At 74.7% G+C, this 22366-nt stretch carries 19 protein-coding genes; 10 read left to right on the plus strand and 9 right to left on the minus strand.

The window, feature by feature from the left end; all coding sequences use genetic code 11:
- Window positions 1–50 precede the first annotated feature (50 nt).
- The 5 genes from ABTZ54_RS22025 (at window position 51) to ABTZ54_RS22045 (ending at window position 8352) form a co-directional block, all read left to right on the plus strand.
- Window positions 51–1445, plus strand: coding sequence for an SWIM zinc finger family protein (locus ABTZ54_RS22025; protein WP_351665759.1), 1395 nt, complete (start codon window positions 51–53; stop codon window positions 1443–1445).
- A complete protein-coding gene (locus tag ABTZ54_RS22030; protein ID WP_351665761.1) occupies window positions 1442–4147 on the plus strand; it encodes a DUF6493 family protein in 2706 nt (901 codons plus the stop codon). The genes ABTZ54_RS22025 and ABTZ54_RS22030 overlap by 4 nt, the downstream gene beginning before the upstream one ends.
- A 97-nt stretch (window positions 4148–4244) precedes the next feature.
- Window positions 4245–5666 carry a GNAT family N-acetyltransferase gene (locus tag ABTZ54_RS22035; RefSeq protein ID WP_351665763.1) on the plus strand — a complete coding sequence of 474 codons (1422 nt, stop codon included), beginning with the start codon at window positions 4245–4247 and terminating at the stop codon, window positions 5664–5666.
- A 444-nt stretch (window positions 5667–6110) separates the two neighbouring features.
- Window positions 6111–7814 carry a DUF885 domain-containing protein gene (locus ABTZ54_RS22040; RefSeq protein WP_351665765.1) on the plus strand — a complete coding sequence of 568 codons (1704 nt, stop codon included), beginning with the start codon at window positions 6111–6113 and terminating at the stop codon, window positions 7812–7814.
- An 88-nt stretch (window positions 7815–7902) separates the two neighbouring features.
- Window positions 7903–8352: an Lrp/AsnC family transcriptional regulator gene (locus tag ABTZ54_RS22045; RefSeq protein ID WP_351665767.1), complete on the plus strand. Its 450-nt coding sequence runs from the start codon at window positions 7903–7905 to the stop codon at window positions 8350–8352.
- On the opposite strand, the gene ABTZ54_RS22050 is transcribed toward ABTZ54_RS22045, so the two are convergent.
- From ABTZ54_RS22050 to ABTZ54_RS22060, 3 genes are all read right to left on the minus strand, one after another.
- Window positions 8342–11383: an AAA family ATPase gene (locus tag ABTZ54_RS22050; protein ID WP_351665769.1), complete on the minus strand. Its 3042-nt coding sequence runs from the start codon at window positions 11381–11383 to the stop codon at window positions 8342–8344. The genes ABTZ54_RS22045 and ABTZ54_RS22050 overlap by 11 nt on opposite strands.
- Window positions 11380–12552, minus strand: a complete 1173-nt coding sequence (locus tag ABTZ54_RS22055; protein WP_351665771.1) for an exonuclease SbcCD subunit D — start codon at window positions 12550–12552, stop codon at window positions 11380–11382. Before ABTZ54_RS22055 ends, ABTZ54_RS22050 begins: the two co-directional genes overlap by 4 nt.
- A gap of 66 nt (window positions 12553–12618) precedes the next feature.
- Window positions 12619–13245: a YigZ family protein gene (locus ABTZ54_RS22060; RefSeq protein ID WP_351665773.1), complete on the minus strand. Its 627-nt coding sequence runs from the start codon at window positions 13243–13245 to the stop codon at window positions 12619–12621.
- Between the two features lie 99 nt (window positions 13246–13344).
- Between ABTZ54_RS22060 and ABTZ54_RS22065 the strand changes: the two genes are divergently transcribed.
- The gene (locus tag ABTZ54_RS22065) at window positions 13345–13752 is read left to right on the plus strand and encodes a CoA-binding protein (protein WP_351665775.1); all 408 of its coding nucleotides are present in this window, start codon (window positions 13345–13347) and stop codon (window positions 13750–13752) included.
- Window positions 13753–13774: 22 nt separating this feature from the next.
- On the opposite strand, the gene ABTZ54_RS22070 is transcribed toward ABTZ54_RS22065, so the two are convergent.
- The gene (locus ABTZ54_RS22070) at window positions 13775–14347 is read right to left on the minus strand and encodes a helix-turn-helix domain-containing protein (protein ID WP_351665777.1); all 573 of its coding nucleotides are present in this window, start codon (window positions 14345–14347) and stop codon (window positions 13775–13777) included.
- Window positions 14348–14443: 96 nt separating this feature from the next.
- On the opposite strand from ABTZ54_RS22070, the gene ABTZ54_RS22075 reads away from it, so the two are divergent.
- On the plus strand, window positions 14444–15313 hold the full coding sequence (locus ABTZ54_RS22075) for an EamA family transporter (RefSeq protein ID WP_351665779.1): 870 nt from the start codon (window positions 14444–14446) through the stop codon (window positions 15311–15313).
- Between the two features lie 49 nt (window positions 15314–15362).
- Here the strand turns inward: ABTZ54_RS22075 and ABTZ54_RS22080 are convergent, their stop codons facing one another.
- Entirely contained in the window at window positions 15363–16130 is a 768-nt protein-coding gene (locus ABTZ54_RS22080; protein ID WP_351665781.1) for an acyltransferase, read from the minus strand.
- 121 nt (window positions 16131–16251) lie between these two features.
- Here ABTZ54_RS22080 and ABTZ54_RS22085 point away from each other — a divergent pair, with 121 nt between their 5' ends.
- Window positions 16252–16779 carry a gamma carbonic anhydrase family protein gene (locus ABTZ54_RS22085; RefSeq protein ID WP_351665783.1) on the plus strand — a complete coding sequence of 176 codons (528 nt, stop codon included), beginning with the start codon at window positions 16252–16254 and terminating at the stop codon, window positions 16777–16779.
- A 21-nt stretch (window positions 16780–16800) separates the two neighbouring features.
- Here ABTZ54_RS22085 and ABTZ54_RS22090 read toward each other — a convergent pair whose 3' ends face one another.
- The 3 genes from ABTZ54_RS22090 to ABTZ54_RS22100 all read right to left on the minus strand — a co-directional run bounded on the left by ABTZ54_RS22090 (window position 16801) and on the right by ABTZ54_RS22100 (window position 18920).
- Window positions 16801–17541 (minus strand): hypothetical protein, encoded by a 741-nt coding sequence (locus tag ABTZ54_RS22090; protein WP_351665785.1) that lies wholly within the window; start codon window positions 17539–17541, stop codon window positions 16801–16803.
- A gap of 126 nt (window positions 17542–17667) precedes the next feature.
- Window positions 17668–18327, minus strand: a complete 660-nt coding sequence (locus tag ABTZ54_RS22095; protein ID WP_351665787.1) for a DedA family protein — start codon at window positions 18325–18327, stop codon at window positions 17668–17670.
- A 155-nt stretch (window positions 18328–18482) separates the two neighbouring features.
- Window positions 18483–18920 (minus strand): DUF4442 domain-containing protein, encoded by a 438-nt coding sequence (locus ABTZ54_RS22100; protein WP_351665818.1) that lies wholly within the window; start codon window positions 18918–18920, stop codon window positions 18483–18485.
- Window positions 18921–19029: 109 nt separating this feature from the next.
- Between ABTZ54_RS22100 and ABTZ54_RS22105 the strand changes: the two genes are divergently transcribed.
- On the plus strand, window positions 19030–20127 hold the full coding sequence (locus tag ABTZ54_RS22105; protein WP_351665789.1) for a DUF8017 domain-containing protein: 1098 nt from the start codon (window positions 19030–19032) through the stop codon (window positions 20125–20127).
- A complete protein-coding gene (locus ABTZ54_RS22110; protein ID WP_351665820.1) occupies window positions 20124–21464 on the plus strand; it encodes an MFS transporter in 1341 nt (446 codons plus the stop codon). Before ABTZ54_RS22105 ends, ABTZ54_RS22110 begins: the two co-directional genes overlap by 4 nt.
- Here ABTZ54_RS22110 and ABTZ54_RS22115 read toward each other — a convergent pair.
- Window positions 21426–22271 carry a spermidine synthase gene (locus ABTZ54_RS22115; protein ID WP_351665791.1) on the minus strand — a complete coding sequence of 282 codons (846 nt, stop codon included), beginning with the start codon at window positions 22269–22271 and terminating at the stop codon, window positions 21426–21428. The genes ABTZ54_RS22110 and ABTZ54_RS22115 overlap by 39 nt on opposite strands.
- Window positions 22272–22366 lie beyond the last annotated feature (95 nt).

The raw sequence follows: 22366 nt of genomic DNA on the forward strand, positions 1-22366 counted from the left end.
TCAGGGGCGGTCCCGGTCGATTGTCAGTGCCGGGTCCTACGGTCGTTCCCATGACGCGATCCGTACAGGCGCTCGCCTACGCACGCCCTTCCGCGCTGGAGTCCCTGGGCTCCGGCCGGCTGCTCGGACTTGAGACCTCCGGGGGCCTCACGCCGCGCGGCGCCGAGGCCCGTCCCCGGTTCTTCACCGGCTTCCTCAGCTCGCCGCAGGTCGCCGCCCGCGGCCTGCTGGCGGTCGCCGACGTGGCGGCGGCCCGCTACCACCAGCGGATACGGCCGGGTTCGCTGGACCCCGTGGTGACCGGCAACGGGGACCGGCTGCGTTTCGAGTCCTTCTCGGGCTGCGGCGGGGTGTACGCGCGTCTGGACGTGCTGAGCGCGGGCCTGGACGGGGCGGAGACGGGCCACGGCACGACGAACGTGGACGTGAACAACCCGCTGCGCGAGGCCCTTTCCCGGCTCACCGGCGACGACCCGCTGCATCTGCGGGTCGGCCCGGACGAGTTGGCGGTCACCACGCTCGACGGCCCGGTGCTGGAGAAGAAGGTGCCACTGCCGGACCGCTGGCTGCGGGGCTTCGCCGAGGCGCAGGTCGCCTCCGCCGGCTTCGACCTGCGGGCGGAGCTGTCGGGCCCGGATGCCGTGCGCTTCCTCCGCTCGCTGCCGCGCTCGCAGGCCCGGGGCCGCGCCCCGCTGTGGGTGGCGCAGTCCGGCCGGACCCTGCGGCCCACCACCCGCCCCGCCCCCGGCGCGGTCTGTCTGGCCGGGCCCGAGCGGCTCGTCGCCCTGGAGCGGGTGCTGCGCCACGCGACCGCGCTGCGGGTGTACGGGCCGGTGCCGGACGGCAGGCCCGCGCCGAGCGCCTGGGAGGTGGAGCTTCCCGGGATGCGGCTCACCCTGACCCTGTCCCCCGACCCGGCGCGCGGCTTCTCCGGCGAGGGCGGCGTCCTGGAGGCGCTGGCCACCGAGGAGGCCGCCGGGGACGCGGAGCTGGTCTCGGTGCTGCTGGCCTGGGAGCCGCGGATCGATCCGGCCGATCTCGCCGAGCAGGCGGGCCTCCCGGTCGACCGGGTCCGGGCCGCCCTGACCCGTCTCGGCACGGCCGGGCGAGTGGGATACGACGTGGCCGACGCGGCCTACTTCCACCGCGAGCTGCCGTACGACGCGGACCGCGCCGAACGGCACAACCCGCGACTGGTCGACGCCCGCGCCCTGCTGGCACACGGCGCGGTCACCCTGAACGGCCCGCTCGCCACGGTGGCCTCGGGCGACCGGCACTACCAGGTACGGGAGTCAGCCGGCGGCCGCCTGACCTGCACCTGCGCGTGGTGGGCGGAGTACCGAGGCCACCGGGGCCCCTGCAAGCACGCACTCGCGGTACGGATGGCCCGCAGGGGCGCCGTGACGGCCCGTACGGAGGTCAAGACGATGGGAGGGGCGCGATGACGGGGAGCGGTACGAGCGCGGGCGCGGAGACGGGCGCGAGCACGAGCACGAGCACGAGCACAGCCTTCGGCATCGACGTCGGGCGGCTGCTCGACGCCGTGCGCCAAGGGCGGCGCAGTGATGTCCCCGGCCTGCTCGCCCCCTTGGACGCCGCCGGGCGCAAGGCGGCGCTCCCGGAGCTGAAGCGGATCCGTAAGGAGGTCCGGGGCTGGGACTGGCAGCGGTGGCGGGCGCAGCAGAACGTGCGGAGTGCGTTGCGGATCGCGGGCGCCGGCTGCATCACGGGGGCGGCGGCCGCGGCGGACTGGATCGGCGGGCGCGACCTCCTGGAGTGGGGTGCCGACGGGGACGCGGTGCTCGGCGTGCTCGCGCACCGCGACCCCGTGTGGCTCACGGAGGTGGCCCGGCGGCTTGCCGAACGGCCGGCGGTGGCCGAGGACGACTACCGGCTCGTCCACGGGCTCGTACTGCTGACCGGCTGCCCCGCGCCCGCCACCGACGGGTACGTGCGCGGCTGGGCCGCGGACATGAACGGGCAGCACCTCGTCGCGCGGTTGCGGCGCGACCCGCAGACGCCGGTCCTCGTCCCCCGGCTCCTCGACATGACGGAGACCCCGGACGCCGTCGAGTGGCAGGCCACCGCCCGCTCCGCCGAGCGGGACTCCCACTGGCCGGCCGCGCTCGCGGCCCTCGCGGGCGAGGGGCTGCTCGACCGGGCGGAGCTCGTCGACGCCTGCGTGGCCCGGCTGCTGCGTGGCGGCCGCCCGCGCGATCTGCGCCTGCCGCTGGCCCTGCTCCAGCTCCTGGGGGCGACGGAGGAGGAGCGGCGGGCGCGGGTTCCGGACTGGCTCGGCATGGTGGCGGACGGCCCGTCGCCGGTGGCCTCGCACGCGCAGGAGGTCCTCGCGGGGCTCGCCCTGGACGGCGCGCTGCCGGTGCGGGAGCTGGCGGAGATGTCGGGTTCGGTGCTCTTCCGCACCGAGAAGAAGCTGGTGCGGGCCCAGTTGACGCTGCTGACGAAGGTGCTGCGCCAGGACGCGGGGGCGGCGGCCGAGCTACTGCCGGTGGTGACGGACGCCTTCGGGCACGAGGACACGGCGATCCAGGAGCGGGCCCTGAAGCTGGTGGGCCGGCATCTGTCCGGTGTGGACGAGCAGGTGCGCGAGGAGCTGGCCGGTGCGGCGGCGCTGCTGAGCCCGGTGCACCGGGCGGCCGCCGCCGAGCTGTTCGGCACGGAGCTCGGCGACGACGCCCTCCCTTACGAGGAGGTGCTGCCGCCGGTGCCCGAGCCGCGCCCGGTGGCGCCGCCGGCGGGGACGGTCGCCGAGCTGGTCGAGGACCTGGTCACGGTCGTGCGGCGGCCCGACGAGCCGGAGGAGTTCGAGCGCGCCCTGGACGGTCTCGTACGGCACGCGCGGCAGGACCGGGCGGGGCTGACGGCGGCGGTGCGGGCGGCGTTCGGCGACGCGTACTGGATGAACGGCGGGGACCACTTCGCGTACGGGCCGCAGGGGATCCTGGTGGTGCTCGGCGCGCTGACGGGTACGGCGCGCCTCTCGCGGATCTCGGACGGGCGCCGCCGGGGTACGGCGGCGTGCGGTCACGCGGGGCCCACCGCAGTGGTGGAGGCCCGGCTGTGGGAGGCCGCCTGGCTGGTCGCCTCGGAGGCGCCGGTGCCGTTCCTGCTGGCGGCGCCGACCGCGCACACGGGTGCGATCGACGCGTCGGTGCTGGCCGAGCGGTTGCGGGAGTACCGGGACCTGGGGGTCGAGCCCGCCCCGGTCGACCTCGCCCAGGCGCTGCTGCGGGTGCGCAGGGCCGGCCCGGCGGCGCGGGAGGCCGCCGCGCGGGCGGCGGCGCTCGGCACCCGCGCGGGCGAGCGGCTCGCCCAGTGGCTGACGGCGGACGTCTCGCTCGCTCCGGGGGTGCGTTTCCTCGACAGGGGGCCCGACGTCCGCTCCGGGCGGTGGTGGTTCGCGGACCGGATCGTGGCGACCTACCGGGAGCGGCGGGCGATACGGGAGGAGTTCCCGTCCGTGTTCCGGTGGCTGAGCGGCGACTCCGCCGAGGGCTCCGACCGCTGCCACCACTGGCAGAGGGAGCGTCCCCATTGGCCGGGCGTGCTGCCCGAGGACCGGGAGGCCCTGGCGGTCTGGCTGCTGCCGGTGGTGGGCAACGGCGCCGAGTGGGACGCGCGGGGTTCGGCCTGGGGGCTGACCGCGCTCGCCGAGGGCGAGGGGCCGGTGGGACCCGCGGTCCATGCCGCGCTCGCCGTGGGCCTCGGCAGCCGGCACGCGGAGGACCGGCTGACCGCCGTCGACGCGCTGCTGGTGCTCGCGTCCCGCGAGGAGCTGGACGCCGAGGCCCTCGGCCGGCGGCTCGGATCGCTGCTGGCGGAGGGGACGGTGAAGCCGAGCAGGCTCGCGGACGCGTCCCGTACGGCGGCGGCGACCGGGGCGTACGGGACGGTCTGGGCGGTGCTCGGGGAGCTGCTGCCGGGGCTGCTCGCCGCGCCGAAGCCGCCGCGCGGGCTCGGGGAGCTGCTGGCGGTGGCCTCGGAGTGCGTCGAGCGGTCCGGGGCGAGGGGTGCGGTGCCGGGCCTGGCGGAGGCGGCGGCGCGCCCGGGCTCCTCGCAGACGGTGGCGCAGGCCCGGCGACTGCTGACCGCACTCGAACAGGGAGGCGATCAGACCACGTCATAATCAGTCGAAATCAGCCAGAAAGCCAGCAGATCGGCACTTAACCCGTCGGTCACAAAGCGTTCGTGATCACGCAACACCGCTGGGTCACAGTGAGGTCATGGACACTGTGACCCCCCGGAAGAACACCCGGAAGAACGCCCGCCCCACCCACCGTTGGCGGCACGACGTGATCGAGCTGGCGGCGATGTTCACCGCCGTGGTGGTGGCCGATTCGATCGCCAAGACCATCGCCAAGGGGCCCGACGGCCCCTACCTGCTGGTGTTCTCGGCCATCGCGCTGGTCGCCACCGCCGCCTTCCACACCTGGTGGGCGCGGCGGCACAGCCATGCGCCGCCCGCCGACGATCCCGGCGGCAGCGGGGAGCACCCGCCGCCCGCCGCCGCCGGGACCGGTCCCGTGGAGCGGTCCGCGGAGACCGCCCTGTGGCGGATGCGCACCACGGTCCGCGACACCCCGGGCAGCCTCGCCGCCCTGTGCACGGTCCTGGCCCGCCACGGTGTCGACATCCTGACCCTGCAGACCCATCCGCTCGCCGACGGGACCGTCGACGAGTTCCTGCTGCGGGCGCCCGCCGGTCTCCAGACCGGCACGCTCACCCGGGCCGTCGCCGCGGCCGGCGGCAGCGACACCTGGACCGAGCGGGCCGACGCGCACGACCTCGTGGACACCCCGACCCGGCTGCTCGGTCTCGCCACCCGTACCGCCCTGGACTCGGCCGAACTCCCGCTGGCCCTGCGGCAGCTGCTCGGCCGCTGCACCCTCCACTCGATCCCCGCCGTCTCCCTCAGCGGCCGCCCCTCCGGCGAGACCGCCCCGGTGGAGGGCGTCCTGGAGGAGACCAGCATGCGGCTGCGCGACCCGCACGGCGGCACGCTCGTCATCGAGCGGCCCTATCTGCCCTTCACCCCGACGGAGTTCGCCCGCGCCCGCGCGCTCGTCGAGCTCGACGCCCGCCTCGGCCCACGCGTCCCGCGCAGCCAGGACGTGCTCACCCTGCCCGAGGGCAACGCGATCACCGTCCGGCGCGCCGACCAGCGCGACCTGGCCGCGGCGCGCGCCCTGCACGACCGCTGCTCCGAGCGGACCCTGCGCCTGCGCTACCACGGGCCCGTCGGCGACGCCGACCGCTACCTCGACCACCTGCTCAGCCCGCGCTTCGGCCGCACCCTCGCGGTGCAGACGGCCTCCGGGCGGGTCGTCGCCCTCGGGCATCTCCTCTGGGACGGCGACGAGACCGAGGTCGCCCTCATGGTCGAGGACGACTGGCAGCGCCGTGGCATCGGCGCCGAACTCCTCGGCCGTCTGGTGGCGATGGCGGAGGAGGGCGGCTGCGACAGCGTCTACGCGGTGACCCAGTCCTCCAACACCGGGATGGTCGCCGCCATGCGCGGCCTGAACCTGCCGCTGGACTACCAGATCGAGGAGGGCACACTGGTCATCACCGCCCGGCTCGGCGGACGGCAGGCGGACCGGCGGGAAGCGGCGCCGCACCCCGAGCAGCGGCCCGCCGGGCGCTGACCCCCGGGCCGGGTCCGGCCACGGGGCGGCGCCACACCGCCCCGCCCCGGCGTAACCCTCGGTCATCGCCGACGGCTGGATCCGGCCAAACTCGGACGGGTTCTCCAAGCCCCGCGCCTCCTCCGCGCCCGACCGCACCGGCCCGCGCCGATCGGCCCGCGCGCCGAACGCGTCACCGCGCTCCCGGCTCCGCGGGCCCCGGCGCGACGCGCCGGACCCGGCACCTTGGTGGTGCACATGACCGTGGACTACCCGCCGACCTGCGACGTCTCGGCCCGGCCCGGTACGTGCCGAGGCGCGGGAAGCGCCGGTCCCGGAGCCCGCCGGCCTTCCGGCCGAGGGAGCGCGGCGCCCCGCTTCCGCCCGTATCGGGCGCTCCTTTGTCAGCCGACTGAGATCGATTGAGGGTGACGCGGAGAGCGTGCACGGGCGAGGATGAGCCTCATGCCAGAGACTTCCAGCATCGTGCTTCCCCGTCAGGTCGCCGACGAATACGTCGACGCGCTCATCGAACTCGACCCGATCACCGGTACCTACCTGGGAGTCAAGGAGAGTTCGGGCCGCCTCCCCGACTTCTCCCCCGCCGGCCAGGAGGCCCTGGCCGAGCTCGCCCGTCGCACCCTCGCCCTGCTCGACGAGGCCGAGGCACGGCCCGGCGCCGAGGACGAGGCGGAGCGGCGCTGCGCCCGGCTGCTGCGGGAGCGGCTGAACGCCCAGCTGATCGTGCACGACGCGGACGAGGGCCTGTGCGCGGTGAGCAACCTCCGCTCGCCCGCGCACAGCGTGCGCATCTCCTTCACGGTGCTGCCCACCGAGACCGAGGAGGACTGGACGGCGGTCGGCCGGCGGCTGCGCGCGGTCCCCGCGGCCCTGACCGGCTACCGCGCCTCGCTCGCCCTCGGCCTGGAGCGCGGGATGCTCGGCGGCCCGCGCGCCACCGCCACCTTCGTGAGCCAGCTCACCGAGTGGGCCGGCGCGGACGGCGCGCAGCGCGGCTGGTTCGAGGAGTTCGCCTCCGCCGCCGACGAGGCGCTCGACAAGGAGCTGCGGACGGAGCTGACGGCGGCCGGCGCGGGCGCCGACCAGGCCGTCGCCGAGCTGCGGGACTGGATGCGCGACGTGTACGCCCCGGCCGTGGCCGACGCCCCGGACACCGTGGGCCGCGAGCGCTACCGCCGCTGGTCGCGCTTCTTCAACGGCACCGACCTGGACCTGGACCAGGCCTACGCGTACGGCTGGTCCGAGTACCACCGGCTGCTGGGCGAGATGCGCGGCGAGGCCGAGCGCATCCTGCCGGGCGCGGGCCCCTGGGAGGCGCTCGCCCACCTCGATGAGCACGGCACCCACATCGAGGGCGTCGACGAGGTCCAGGCCTGGCTCCAGCAGCTCATGGACGAGGCGATCAAGTCGCTGGACGGCACCCACTTCGAACTCGCCGAGCGGGTGCGCCGGGTGGAGTCCCGGATCGCCCCGCCCGGCGGCGCCGCCGCCCCGTACTACACCGGCCCGTCCGAGGACTTCTCGCGCCCCGGCCGCACCTGGCTGCCGGTCGACGGGCAGACCCGCTTCCCCGTGTACGACCTGGTGTCGACCTGGTACCACGAGGGCGTGCCCGGCCACCATCTGCAGATCGCGCAGTGGGCGCACGTGGCCGACCGGCTCTCCCGCTACCAGGCCACCATCGGCAAGGTGAGCGCCAACACCGAGGGCTGGGCGCTGTACGCCGAGCGACTGATGGACGAGCTCGGCTTCCTCGGCGACGCGGAGCGGCGGCTCGGCTACCTGGACGGCCAGATGATGCGCGCCTGCCGGGTGATCGTGGACATCGGCATGCACCTGGGCCTGGAGATCCCGGCGGACTCGCCGTTCCACCCGGGCGAGCGCTGGACGCCCGAGCTGGCGCAGGAGTTCTTCCAGAAGCACAGCAGCCGCCCGCCGGCCTTCGTGGAGAGCGAGATGACCCGCTATCTGTCGATGCCGGGTCAGGCCATCGGCTACAAGCTGGGCGAGCGGGCCTGGCTGCTCGGCCGGGCCAACGCGCAGGCCGCGCACGGCGACGCCTTCGACGCGAAGGCCTGGCACATGGCCGCCCTGTCGCAGGGGCCGCTCGGCCTTGACGACCTGGTGGACGAGCTGTCGCGGCTCTGACCGGCGCGCCCGGGCCGGGCGGTCCGGAGCTTGGGACGTCCCCGGGGGCCGCTTGCGCTCCCGGGGATTTCCCTGCAAGGTCACGCGCATGACCAGCGGATACATCCCGGACGCCACGGACTGGCGGATCCTCGACGCCCTCCAGGAGCAGGGCCGGGCCAGCTTCGCCGAGCTCGCCCGCGCGGTGTCCATGTCGGCCTCGGCGGTGACCGAGCGGGTACGGCGCCTGGAGGAGGCGGGGGTGATCGCCGGTTACACGGCGGTCGTCGACCAGGAGCGGCTCGGCCTGCCGATCCTCGCCTTCGTGCGGCTGCGCTATCCCAACGGCAACTACAAGCCCTTCCACGACCTCGTCGCGGCCACGCCCGAGATCCTGGAGGCGCACCATGTGACCGGTGACGACTGCTTCGTCCTCAAGGTCGCCACCCGGTCGATGAAGCACCTGGAGGAGATCTCCGGGAAGGTGGGGACGCTCGGCTCGGTCACCACCAGCGTGGTGTACTCCTCGCCGCTCCCCCGCCGCGCGATCAGCCGCTGAGCGCGTCCCCTCCGGTGCGGAGCCGCACGGCGGAGCCGTGCCGGTCCTTGACGACCTCCAGCTGGGCCGGGATGCGGCGGCGCAGGTCGCCGACGTGGCTGACGATGCCGACGCTGCGGTCCCGCTCGCGCAGCGAGTCGAGGACGTCCAGGACCTCGTCGAGGGTCTGCTCGTCGAGGCTGCCGAAGCCCTCGTCGATGAAGAGGGTGTCGAGCCGTATCCCGCCCGCCTCGTCGGTCACGACGTCGGCGAGGCCGAGGGCGAGCGCGAGGGAGGCGAAGAAGGTCTCGCCGCCCGAAAGGGTCGCGGTGTCGCGCTCGTTGCCCGTCCAGGCGTCGACGACGTGCAGACCGAGCCCGGCGCGCCGGCCGCCGCTGCGGGCGTCGGAGTGGACCAACGTGTAGCGGCCGGAGGACATGCGCTGGAGGCGGGCGGTGGCCGCGGCGGCGACCTGTTCGAGCCGGGCGGCCAGCACGTACGACTCCAGGCGCATCTTGCGCTCGTTGTCGGCGGAGGTGCCCGCGGTGAGGGCGGCGAGCCCGGCCACCCGCTCGTACTCCTCGCGCAGCGGCCCGAGGCGGCGCGACTCGGTGTCGGTCTGCCGGGAGAGCCGGGCCAGTTCGGCACCCCGCTCGCGTACGGCGGACAGGGCTGCGGCGGCCTCGCGCAGCGCGCGTTCGGCGGCGGCGTGGGCGGCGCCGGTGGCCTGGAGGTCGGCGGGCGGGAGCCCGGCGGCAGCCGCGGTGGCGGGCTCGGCGAGCCGGTCGGCGACGGCGGCGGCCTCGGCGTCCCAGGCGTCGGCCCGCTGCTGGAGGCCACGGCGCGCGCGCTCGTCGAGCAGGGCGCCGGCCGCCTCCGCCGGGGTGTCGAACCCGTTCCGGAAGGCGGCGTCGGCCAGCCGGGCGTCGGCCTGCTTCAGCGCGCCCGCGGTCTGCTCCGCGGCGCGTACGGTCTCGGTGGCCTCGGTCAGCAGGGCGATGCGCCGCTCCAGGACCGTGGCGTAGGCGGCGACGCTGCCGGACTCGCCTCTGGTGCGGTCCAGTTCGGCCTGGAGGGCGCTGTGGTGCTGCTCCAGGGACTCGCGCCGCGAGGTGCGCGCGGCGACCCGGCGCTCGGCCGCGCGCTGGGCCTCGCCCCGCTCCTCGTGCTCCCGTTCGGCGCGGGCCAGCGCCTCGCGGGCGGCGTGGGTCCCCGCGGCGAGCGCGTGCGCCTCGGCGTGGTCGCGGGTCAACGCCTCGACCTGGTGGGCGAGTTCGGTGACGGCGGGTCCGGTCTCCGGGTCGGCGTCCGGACCGGCGTCGGCGGCGAGGCACTCCCTGGCCGCCGCCTCCCTGGCCTCGGCGGTGGCGGCGACGAAGGTCTCGGCGGTGGTGCGGGCCTCGTCGGCGCGGGTGTAGGCGGCGTAGGCCGCGTCCTCGGCGGCGCGGTCCACATGGTCGGCGGTGGTACGGGCGGGCGCCGGGTGGGCGGCCGAGCCGCAGACCTGGCAGGGGGCGCCCGGTTCGAGGGCGGCGGCGAGTTCGGCCGCGATGCCCCGCAGACGGCGGGACTTGATGTCGAGCCAGCTCTCGTGGGCCGCGTTGCGCCGCTCCCGGGCCTCGGTGAGCCGGTCACGGGAGGCGGTCAGCTCGTGGGTCAGGCCGTCGCGGCGGCGAGCGGCGGCGAGGCGGCGGCGGGCGGGGTCGAGGCGGCCCGCGAGGTGCTCGGCGCGGGCGGTGGCGTCCTGGGCGGCCTCCACGCGGCGCTGGAGCCCGGCGCGGTGCGGCTCCCAGCCGGCCAGCCAGTCGGCGGCGTCCTGAAGGAACTCCTCGTCGGCGCGGGCCTCCCGGTCCAGGCCGGCGCGCTCGGCGGCGAGCTCGGCGCTGCGGAGCTCGGCCCGGCGGGCGGACTCCAGGCCACCGAGCTCCTCGCGGAGCCGCCGCTCCAGGGCGGAGAGCTGTTCGGCACCGGCCTCGGCCAGGTCGGCCGGGAGGCCGGAGCGGGCGCGGCCGAGCGCGGTGCTCGCCGCGCGGTGGGCCCGCTCGGCGTCCTCGCGCAGGTCGAGCGCGGGGGCGACCCGGTCGGCCTTGAGGGAGCGGTCCAGGGCCCGCTGCCACTCGTCACGGTGGGGGCGGCGGGCGGCCAGCTCCTCGCGGCGGCGGACGGCCTCGGCGTGCCGGGTCTGGCGCTCGGCGAGCTCACGGGCGGCGTCGAGCGCCGCGCGGGCGCCGGTCTCGCGCCGCTCGGCGGCGTCGAGGCGCAGGGTCGCGATGGCGAGGTGCTCGCGGGCCTCGCTGCGGGCGAGGGCGGCGCGGGTCCTGACGGCCTCGGCGAGGCCCGGTTCGCCGGGGCGTTCCGCGACGGCGCCGCCCCCGTCCCCCGCGGCCTGGGCCATCCGGTGGGAGAGGGCGAGCAGCCGCTCGTCGCCTTCGCGCACCTGGTGCTCGGCGGAGCGGCGCAGCTCGGCGAGGCGGTCCTCGACGGCGGCGAAGCGGCGGGTGTCGAAGAGGCGTCCGAGGAGCCGGCCGCGGGCCTCGGCGTCGGAGCGCAGGAAGCGGGCGAAGTCGCCCTGGGGCAGGAGCACGACCTGGCAGAACTGCTCGCGGCTCATGCCGAGGAGCTGGACGATCTCCTCGCCGATCTCCTGGTGGGAGCGGCTGAGGCCGATCCACTCGCCGGTCTCGGGGTCGTAGTGACGGAGCAGGCTCTGGGCCTTCTCGGTGGTGAAGCCGCCGCCGCGCTTCTTGGGGCGCTGCTGGGCGGGGCGCCGGGTGATCTCCAGGCGCCGCTCGCCGACGGTGAGGTCGAGGACGACCTCGGTGGACGTGCCGAGGGGGGCGTGGTCGCTGCGCAGGCTGGTGCCCGGGGTCTGGCGGGCGCCGGGGACGGCCCCGTACAGGGCGAAGCAGACGGCGTCGAGGACGGAGGTCTTGCCGGCGCCGGTGGGTCCGTGGAGGAGGAAGAGCCCGGCGGTCGACAGGGCGTCGAAGTCGATCTCCTGGGTGGTGCCGAAGGGCCCGAAGGCGGTGACGGTCAGGCGGTGCAGTCTCACCGGCCGCTCACCTCGCGCTCGGCGGCGTCCACCCGTACGTCGTCGAAGGCGCCGTACAGGACGGCTCGTTCGGCGCCGTCGGGGCCGGTGCCGCCGCGTACGTGGGCCACGAAGTCCTCCGCGATCTGCCGGTCGTCCCGGCCCTGGAGCCGCAGGGCGTAGGAGACGAGCGGGTCGTCCTCGGTGCGCTCGGGGTCGAAGACCAGGTTGAGGGCGTGCGGGAAGCGCTCGGCGAGCCGGGCCATGGGCTCGGCGGGGCGGACCGGGTCGGTGAGGGTGGCCTCGACCCAGGACTCCTCGTGGCGGGCGAGCGCGGGGTCGGCGAGCAGGTCGTCGAGGCGCCCCCGGATCCGGGCGAGCGGCCGGGGCACGGGGCAGTCGACGCGCTCGGCGGTCTCGACGGAGCCGTCGGCGCCGAGGTCGATCAGCCACATGGTCTTGCGGTGGTCGGTCTCGGAGAAGGAGTAGGCGAGGGGCGAGCCGGAGTAGCGGACCCGGGGGGTGAGGGTCTGGCTGCCGTGGAGGTGCCCGAGGGCCACGTAGTCGACGCCGTCGAAGACTCCGGCGGGGACCGAGTCGACGCCGCCGACGGTGATGTCGCGCTCGCTGTCGCTGGCCTCCCCGCCCGCGACGAAGGCATGGGCGAGGACGACCGAGCGGGTGCCTTCGGGGCGGGCCGCGAGGTCGGCGCGGACCCGGTCCATGGCGGCGGAGAGCACGGCCTCGTGACCGGCCTTCTCGGCGCCGAAGCGCTCACGCACCAGCGCCGGTTCGAGATAGGGAAGGCCGTAGAGGGCGACGTCGCCATGGGCGTCGGCGAGGACGACGGGGGTCCCCGCACCGGCCGGGTCGGTGCGCAGATGGATACCGGCGCGCTCCATGAGCCCGGCGCCGACGCCGAGGCGGCGGGCCGAGTCGTGGTTGCCGGAGATCATGACGGTGGGCACGCCGGCGTCGGCGAGCCGGTGCAGGGCGGTGTCGAAGAGCTCCACGGCGGCGAGCGGGGGCACGGCCCGGTCGTAGACGTCGCCCGCGACCAGGACGGCGTCCACGGCGTGCTCGCGGACCGTGGCCACCAGGTGGTCGAGGAACGCGGCTTGGGCGTCGAGCAGGGCGACCCGGTGGAACGACCGTCCCAGGTGCCAGTCCGACGTGTGCAGAAGCCTCATGACCCCTGACCGTACCGGTGGGGTACGACAACGACGTCCCGCCGAGGCGCCAGGGTGCGCAGAGGGTCACGCATCCCCGTACGCCTCTCCCCCGAGCTCGAACCCGGCGGTGCCGGCCGTCACGTCGGCGAGCCACTCCGTGAACCGGGTCACATCGGCGTCCGGCAGCCCGATCTCGATGGTGACGGCGGCCCCGTAGCTCACCTCGCGGACGGACCGACCAGTGGCCCGGAGATCGTTCTGCAGCTTGCCCGCGCGCTGGTGGTCGACGGTGACGGTGGCGAGCCGGTACCGATGCCGGGTGACGGTCCCGAGCACGTCCAGCGCCTCACCGACCACACCCCCGTACGCACGGATCAACCCGCCCGCACCCAGCTTCACGCCCCCGTAATAGCGGGTGACGACGGCGGCGACGTACCGCATCTCCCGCCGCAGCAGCATCTGCAGCATGGGCACCCCCGCCGTACCACCGGGCTCCCCGTCGTCGGACGCCTTCTGCACGGACGCGTCGGCCCCGACCACGTACGCGAAGCAGTTGTGCGTGGCGGTGGGGTGCTCCCGCCGCACCCGCGCGACGAACTCCTGCGCCTCCCGCTCACTGGCGACGGGCGCGAGCGCGCAGATGAAGCGCGATCGATTGATCTCGGACTCGTGAACACCCTCGCCGGCGAGCGTGCGGTACTGCTCCTGCATCCCGCCAGCCTAAGCGCCCGGCCGGGGAACACCGTCCCGGGCGTATCGGTTGCAGCGTCTGGAAGAGTCACAGCAGGCAGGACCACCAGGAGGCAGAGCATGTACGGCAGCCCGGAGACCATCCGCAGGATCCTTATGGAGAGCGGCGACACCTGGGCGGTCGTCGGGTTGTCCAGCAATCAGCGGCGGGCGGCCTATCGGGTGGCGCAGGTGCTTCAGCGGTTCGGGAAGCGGGTCGTGCCGGTGCATCCGAAGGCGGAGACGGTGCATGGGGAGCAGGGGTACGCGTCGCTGGCCGAGATTCCGTTTCCGGTGGACGTGGTCGATGTCTTCGTGAACAGCGAGCTGGCGGGGGCCGTCGCCGACGAGGCGGTCGAGATCGGGGCCAAGGCCGTGTGGTTCCAGCTCGATGTCGTCGATGTGGAGGCGTACGCCCGGGCCCGGGAGGCGGGGCTCGACATGGTGATGGACCGGTGCCCGGCCATCGAGATCCCGCTGCTCGGGTGAGGCTCCGGCGGGGCCGTCCGGCTCAGCGTACGGGCGGGATGGAGACCGCCAGGGTCATCTCGACCGTCTGCTCGCCGTCGTTGCGGTAGGCGTGCGGCACGTTGCCCTCGAAGACGGCGGAGGTGCCGGCCGGCAGGGCGTGCTCCTCGCCCTCGACGACGAGGGTGAGCGTGCCCGCGGTGACGTGCAGGAGCTCGGTGGTGCCGTCGGGGTGCGGGTCGGAGGCTGTGCCGTCGCCGGGCATCAGGGTGTAGGACCACAGCTCCAGCGGGCCGCGGGCCTCGGTGCCGACCAGGAGGGTGGTGTGGCTGCCGGTGGAGGTGGACCACATGCGGACGGCCTGGCCTGGCGGGACCAGGCGGACCTGGGCGCCCTGCTCGTAGTCGAGGAGGGTCGTGATGGAGACGCCTAGGGCGTCGGCCAGCTTCACGGTCGTGCCGACGCTGGGGTTGGTGCGGGCCTGCTCGATCTGGATGATCATGCCCCGGCTGACGCCGGCCCGGGCGGCGAGCGCGTCCAGGGTGAAGCCGCGCTCGTTGCGCCAGCGCTTCAGGTTCCGGGCGAGCGACTGCGTGAGCTGGTCGAGGTCCGACACATTCCGTCCAATATTTTGAATGACAGAGTTCAATACGTTGCACTACCGTGTGGTGCACCCGATTGTTCACTGCACTGTACTGCGAGGATCCCCCCTATGACGGCGCTCTTCGCCCTGGCCACCAGCCTGCTCTGGGGCCTCGCCGACTTCGGCGGCGGGCTCCTCACCCGGCGCTTCCCCGCACTGACGGTCGTGGTGGTCTCCCAGAGCCTCGCCGTGCTGCTCCTCGGCGCCGTCGTCGTCGCCACCGGCGCCTGGCGCGAGACGGGCCCCCTGCTCTGGTACGCGGTCGCCGCCGGCGTGGTCGGCCCCGCGGCCATGCTCGCCTTCTACAAGGCCCTCGCCCTCGGCCCGATGGGCGTGGTCTCCCCGCTCGGCTCGCTCGGCGTCGTCGTCCCCGTCTCCGTCGGCCTGCTCGTCGGCGACCGGCCGGGGCTCGCGCAGTTCGCCGGGATCGGTGTGGCCGTGCTGGGCGTGGTCCTCGCGGGCGGCCCCGAGCTGCGCGGCGCGCCGGTCCAGCGGCAAGCGGTGCTCCTGACCCTCGTCGCGGCCTTCGGCTTCGGCGCCGTGATGGCCCTCATCGCCGAGGCGTCCACCACCCTGACCGGCCTCTTCCTCGCCCTCTTCGTCCAGCGCGTCACCAACGTGGCCGTCGGCGGCGGCGCCCTGTGGCTCTCCGTCCGGCGTGGCGGACGGGCCCTGCCCGAGGGCGGCGGCGGCCTGCGGGCGCTCGTGGCGGTGCTCCCCGCGCTGGCCTTCGTCGGCCTCGCGGACGTCGCCGCCAACGGCACGTACGCCCTGGCGGCTCAGCGCGGCCCGGTGACGGTGGCCGCGGTCCTCGCCAGCCTCTACCCGGCCGTGACGGCCCTCGCGGCGCGCGGGGTGCTCAAGGAGCGCCTGCGGGCGGTACAGGCGGCGGGCGCGGGCCTCGCGCTGGTCGGCACGGTCCTGCTCGCGACGGGTTAGGGCGGGGCTTTCCGGGCGCGGACCGGGACGCCCGGAAGTCTCCGGGTCCTCAGTTCTCCAGCTCCGCCAAGTCCTTCAGCGCGTCCGGGTCGAGCGCGGCCAGCGCCGACAGCTGGTCGGCCGTCATGCCGGCCGGGATCGCGCGCGGGGCGGGCGTGCGCAGCGGGGGCTGCCAGCCCTTCTCCGGGTCGTAGGAGCGGACGACCTTCGCGGGCGCGCCCGCCACCACCGCGTGGTCGGGCACCTCGCCCCGTACGACCGCACCGGCGGCCACCACGACGTTCCGGCCGATCCGGGCGCCGGGCAGGATCACCGCGCCCGTGCCCAGCCAGCAGCCGGGGCCTATGACGACCGGCTCGGAGCGGGGCCACTGGCGCCCCACGGGTACGTCCGGGTCGTCGTAACTGTGGTTGGTCGACGTGATGTAGACGTACGGGCCGCAGTAGGTGTCGGAGCCGATGATGATGGGCGCGTCGGCGATGACGTGGCTGCCGCGGCCCAGGACGACGCCGTCGCCGAGGGTCAGCACGGTGTCCTCGCCGAGCTCCAGGTCCGGCAGCATCCCGGCGGTCAGCGTGACCTGCTCGGCGATGATGCAGCAGGCCCCGATCTCGATCCAGCGCTCGCCGAAGACCGTGCCCTGGGGGAACGCGAGCCGGGTGCCCTCGCCGATCCGGCGGAAGCGCAGCCGGCCGGGGTGCTCGGCGGTGACGGCGCCCGCCTGCTGGATCCGGCGCCAACCGCCTTGCAGGGCGCGGGCGACGACCCGGCGCCGCCAGGCGCTGGGCGAAGAGAACGTGTTTCTGTTCCGGGGCACCCGGACACCGTAGTCGGCGGCGTCGTGGCTGATCAGTGCGGTGCGCTGTGATGTCCGTCATGGGCCACGGCTACGCTTCCGGCAAGGCGCGACCGACGGAGCGAACGAGCAGGAGCGAGTCATGACAGAGGCGTTGATCAGGGCCGTGGGCGGCAAGGAGCCGAAGGTGGACCCGACGGCGTTCACCGCCCCGACCTCGGTGGTCCTCGGCGAGGTCACCCTCGGGCCCCGGGCCAGCGTCTGGTACCACGCGGTGCTGCGGGCGGACTGCGGGCCCATCGAGATCGGCGAGGACGCCAACGTGCAGGACAACTGCACGGTCCATGTCGACCCGGGCTACCCGGTGTCGGTCGGCGCGCGGGTGACGATCGGCCACAACGCGACCGTCCACGGCTGCGTCATCGAGGACGACGTGCTGGTCGGCATGGGCGCCACGATCCTCAACGGCGCCCGGATCGGCGCCGGTTCCCTGGTGGCCGCGCAGGCGCTGGTCCCGCAGGGCATGGAGGTGCCGCCCGGTTCGCTGGTGGCGGGCGTCCCGGCGAAGGTACGGCGCCCGCTGACCGAGGAGGAGCTGGCGGGCATCCGGCTGAACGCGGAGATGTATCTGCACCTCGCCAAGGGGCACGCGGAGGCCTTCGAGGACTGAGCAGCCCCCCGCGCGCCGGGCTCACGGCCGCCCGGGCCGCTTCTTCCGGTCGGTCCGCCCCGCCACGAGCGCCTCGCGGATGCCGGCGGCGGTCCGGCGCGCGTACTCGCTGGTGGAGGTCGTCTCCCCCGTGCCGGGGACGAAGCGGTTCTCCGGCTGCTTGCAGTACCCGCAGGGGTCGCCGTCGTGGATGAGCCGGCCGTCCTCGCAGGACGGGTTCGGGCAGGGGCCGCGGCCGACGAGGAACTCGGCGATCTCCTGCGGGGCCCAGCGGCGCCGGTTGTCCTCGTCGCGCTCGTGGACGGCGTGGGACCAGCGGGTGTGCCAGCGGCGTTCGACCCGGTCGAGGAGCTGGGCGGGGGTCCGGTGGGAGAGCTCGTCGGCGAGGATCTCGGGCAGGCTGCGCGGCAGCCGGTGGCCGAGCGCCTGGAGCAGCGGCTGGGGGAAGCCCTGCATGACGAAGCCGATCGGGTCGGTGCCCGGGCCCCGCTTCCAGGTGCGGCACCGGCAGGTGCCCCCGGCGGGGACGGGGCCGCCGCAGCGGCCGCACAGGCCACGGCAGTCCGCGCACACCCCGTTGTCCAGGCCGTCGAGGTGGGGCGCGGGCGCGCGACCGCAGTCCACGCAGCACGCGGCGCACATCCCGCACAGCCGCTCGTCGCCGATCCGCGTGGACCAGGAGCGCTGCTGGCAGCGGCAGCAGAGGTGCGACCGGCAGTTGTCGCCGTGCGCGCCGTCGTACCGGCCGAGGTTCTCGAGCACGACGCTCCTTTCCTACGAGCCGCCCTCATGACTCAAGGTAGCGGCTCGATCACGTACAGAGAGGGGCTTTCCGGGAAGTCCGGGAAGTCTCCGGGACATCCCCCAGGGAAGCCCCTCCCCCGCCGATCACTCGGCGGCGGCGGTGGCCTGGGCCGTGCCCTCGGCCCGGGCGGTGGCCTGGGCCGCGGCCTTCTTGGCCCGGTTCTTCAGGATGAGCATCGAGGCGAGGCCGATGAGGACCGCGAGGACCAGGCCGAGCCAGGAGAAGCGCTTGAGCCAGGCCTCGGCGACGATGCCCACGGAGTAGATGACGGCGGTGGTGCCACCGGCCCAGAGGATGCCGCCGAAGACGTTCGCGATGAGGAACTTCCAGTACGGCATGCGCAGGACGCCGGCGAGCGGCCCGGCGAAGATCCGCAGCAGGGCGACGAAGCGGCCGAAGAAGACCGCCCACATGCCCCACTTCTCGAAGGAGCGCTCCGCGAGGCCGATGTTGGCCTCGCTGAAGTGCTTGGGGAACTTCGTGCCCAGCTTGGTGAGCAGCGGCCGGCCGCCCTTGCGCCCGATCGCGTAGCCGATCGAGTCGCCGATGATCGCGCCGGCGCTCGCGCAGGCGCCGAGGACGTACGGGTCGATCTCGCCGTGCTGCGAGGCGAGCAGCGCCGAGCTGACGAGGACGATCTCGCCGGGCAGCGGGATGCCCAGGCTCTCGACCCCGATCACCACCCCGACCAGCGCGTAGACGGCGACCGCGGGGATCGTCTCCAGCCACTCCTGGACGTGCACGCGGGTACCTCTCCCGTATCGGCTACCGAACCCCGGCAGCCTACCCGGTCACGGCGCGCCGACCGGAGTCCCGGCCGGGCGGCCGGAGGGCCCTGGAGGTCGGCGGCCGGAGGGCCCGGGAGGCCGCCGGACGGGCGGCCCCCAGGGAGGTGGCGTCAGGCGTTCGGCCGGAGGGTCCAGACGACGGTCATCTCTCCGGTGACGGCGCCGTCCTCGCGCGTGATGTCGATCCGCACCGGGAACTCCGGGCGCTGTCCGGCGTCGAGCTCGGCGACGACCTCGGCGGCCGGGCGGCCCAGGGTGGCGGTGGCGGTGACGACGCCCATGGCCAGCTTCTTGTAGCCGATCTCGGCCTTGACGGCGAGCGGCACGGCGCGGCCGAGCTGGTCGCCGAAGGCGGCGAGGACGATCGCGCCGCTGGCGGACTCGGCCAGCGTGAACATGGCGCCGGCGTGCGGGCCGCCGACGTGGTTGTGGTAGTCGGCCTGGTCCGGCAGGCGCACGACGGCGCGCTCGGCGGTGGTCTCCAGGAACTCCAGCTTGAGGGTCCTGGCCATGGGCACCGTGGCGGCGAGCATCTCGCCGACGGTCATCTGGTCTGCGCTCATGACCCGTGATGTTACCCACGGGTAGCAGTCTTCGCCATCCCCGCACGGGGGCGGCCGTAGCCGGGCCACCGCCGCACCTCTATCGTTACTCGCCATGTGGCCAGGACAGCAGCCGCCCGGGGGCGAGCAGAACCCGCAGGACCAGAGTCAGAACCCGTACGCGCAGCCGGGCCAGCCCGGCTACGGGCAGCCGAACCCCTACACACAGCCGGGGTACCAGCAGCAGCCCAACCCGTACCAGCAGCAGCCGGGCCAGCCCGGTTACGGGCAGCCGAACCCGCCGTACGGGCAGCAGCCGCAGCCCAACCCGTACCAGCAGCCGACCGTGCCGCAGTACGCCGTGCCGGGTCCGGCGCAGCCGGGCGGCGGGGACGGCGGCAAGAAGAAGCAGACCACCCTCGTGGCGATCGTCGCCGCCGTCGCCGTGCTCGCCGCGGCCGGGGTCGCCGGCTACCTCGTGCTCGGCAAGGACGACGGCAAGAAGAACCAGGCCGACGACCCGAAGTCGAGCCAGTCGGCTACCTCCGCGCCCTCCACCTCCTCGGCCCCGCCGATCGACAACCCGCGCGACGGCGCCGACCACCAGCCCGTGATCCCCGGCTGGAAGGTCGTCTACAACCCCAAGTACGGCACGCTGTTCGACGTACCGCCCGAGTGGGAGGTGTCGAAGCCCGGCATGATCACGTACTTCGAGGACGAGAAGAAGGGCGACGGCTCCCCCGTCGTCACCATGTCCTCGCCCGCGCACTTCAAGACCAACTGGTGCGCCTACGACACGGACAAGAACGGCACCAAGGAGACCTGGGGCCTGAGCACCGCCGGCACCAAGGGCGGCCAGGGCGCCAAGAACACCGACGAGGCCGCCTACAACGAGGCCGGCAACTGGGTGTGGGCCGGCTACGCCCAGCACATGCCCAAGGGCACCATCAAGATCACCAAGGCCGTGCCGTACACCACCACGTCCGGCCTCAAGGGCAGCATGTCCACCGCCACCGCCCCCGGCATCAAGAAGCGCAACCCGTGCGAGTCGGACGGCAAGTCCCTCGCCTTCTCCTTCAAGAACGCGAAGGGCGACTTCTCGTCCTTCGTGCTGTACGCCGCCGCCGGCGTGAAGGAGGAGCTGCCGAACGCCACCGCGCAGCGGATCCTCTCCACCGTCCGTCTCGCCCCGGAGTCCCCGGAGTCGTCCTGAACCACGTGCGCATACCCGGCTGGGCCGGGCGGAACTACCTGCTGCTGACCGCCGCCGCGATCATCACCAACCTGGGCACCCACGGTGCCCTGATCGCGGCGGCGTTCGCCGTGATCCAGTCCGGTGGTGACGGCGGCGACGTCGGCCTGGTGGCGATGGCCCGCACCCTGCCGCTGGTCCTCTTCCTTCTCATCGGCGGCGCCGTCGCCGACCGCGTCCCCCGGCACCGGGTGATGGTCGCGGCCAACGCCCTCAACTGTGTGTCCCAGGCCGTGTTCGCCGTGCTCGTCCTCACCGGCGAGGCCCGGCTGTGGCACATGATGCTGCTGACCGCGCTCTGCGGCACCGGACAGGCCTTCTTCAACCCGGCCGCCGAGGGCATGCTGATGTCCAGCGTCAGCGGCGAGCAGGTCAGCCGCGCGTTCGCCCTCTTCCGGATGGCCATGCACGGCGCCGGAATCGGCGGAGCCGCGCTCGGCGGCGCGCTGATCGCCGCCGTCGGACCCGGCTGGGTGCTCGCCGTCGACGCGGTCGCCTTCGCGCTGGCGGGCGCGCTGCGCGCCTTCCTCGACGTGAAGCACATCCCCGAGCGCGCGGCGGGCGGCGGACTGCTGTCCGATCTGCGCGAGGGGTGGGACGAGTTCGCGAGCCGCCCGTGGCTCTGGGCGATCGTCGCCCAGTTCTCCATCGTGGTCGCGCTGGTGGGCGCGGCCGAGTCGGTGTACGGCCCGCTGGTCGCCCGGGACGAGCTGGGCGGCGCCCGGCCGTGGGGGCTCGCGCTCGCCGCGTTCGGTGTGGGCACGCTGGCCGGCGCGCTGTTGATGATCCGGTGGAAACCGCGCCGGATGCTGCTCGTGGGCACCCTGTGCGTCTTCCCGATCGCGCTGCCCTCGGCGGCGCTCGCGGTGCAGCTGGACGTGGTCGGCCTGTCGGCCGCGATGTTCGTCAGCGGTGTGGCGATCGAGGTGTTCGGCGTCTCCTGGATGACGGCGCTGCACCAGGAGATCCCGGAGGACAAGCTGTCCCGGGTCTCCGCGTACGACTGGTTCGGCTCCACGGCGATGCTGCCGCTGTCCACGGCGCTGGCCGGACCGGCTGAGGGCGTCTTCGGGCGCGGAAACGCGCTGTGGGGCTCCGCCGCGCTGATCGTGCTGGTGACCGCGCTGGTCCTGCTCGTACCGGACGTACGCAATCTGACCCGACGTACGAAGCGGGTGTCGGGCGCGACGCCGGAGACGGCCGACACCCGGCCGGACACGCCGGACACCCGGCCGGGCTCGCGGGAGGCCGCCGGCCTCTCAGCCGATCCCGAAGGCGCCCTCCGGGGGAACGGGTGACGGCACGGCCTCCGCGTCCCGCACCGGGCGCGCGTCGCCGGTGAGGCGGGCCAGCGGCTCGCCCCACTCGACGCGCGCCGGGAAGACGTCGGCCGCCGTGCGCCGGGCCAGGCCCGCGGTGTCGATCGGCCGGTCGGAGGCGACGAGCACCGCGTTGCCGAAGCGCCGCCCGCGCAGCACCGCCGGTTCGGCGATCAGCGCGAGCTCGGGAAAGACGGCCGCGAAGGTGGCCAGCTGGGAGCGGAGGAAGGTGAACGGCGCCCCGTCCGCGAGGTTGGCCGCGTAGGTCCCGCCGGGCCGCAGCACCCGCCGGGCCTGCCGGGCGTACTCGACCGAGGTGAGGTGCGCCGGCACCCGCGAGCCGCCGAACACGTCCGCGACGAGCACGTCCGCCGAGGCGTCGGGGGCCGCCTCCAGCCACTCCCGCGCGTCCGCCCCGTGCACGGCGATCCCCGCGCCCTCGGGCAGCGGAAGATGCTCGGCGACCAGCGCGAGCAGCCCCCGGTCCGCCTCGACGACGTCCTGCCGCGAGCCGGGCCGGGTGGCGGCGACGTACCGAGGCAGCGTGAGGGCCCCGCCGCCCAGGTGCAGCACGTCGAGCGGGGCGCCCTCCTCGGCGGCCCGGTCGACGACATGCGCGAGCCGCTGCGCGTACTCGAACTCCAGGTGCGTCGGGTCGTCGAGGTCGACGTACGACTGCGGCGCGCCGTCGACCGTGAGCAGCCACCCCCGCTCGGTGTCCACGTCGGGCATGAGCCGCGCGGTGCCCCAGTCGACGTCTCGTATGACGGGAATCTGCTCGTTCACGCCCTCATTGTGCCCGCACACGCCCGGGAGCCCGCGCCCCGCCCGGCGTGCGGGCGGAACACGGGTCCCCTTCCGTCGGCCCGGTGGCGGCCTTC

It is taken from the genome of Streptomyces sp. NPDC094032 (assembly GCF_040303965.1).
Classification (GTDB): Bacteria; Actinomycetota; Actinomycetes; order Streptomycetales; family Streptomycetaceae; genus Streptomyces.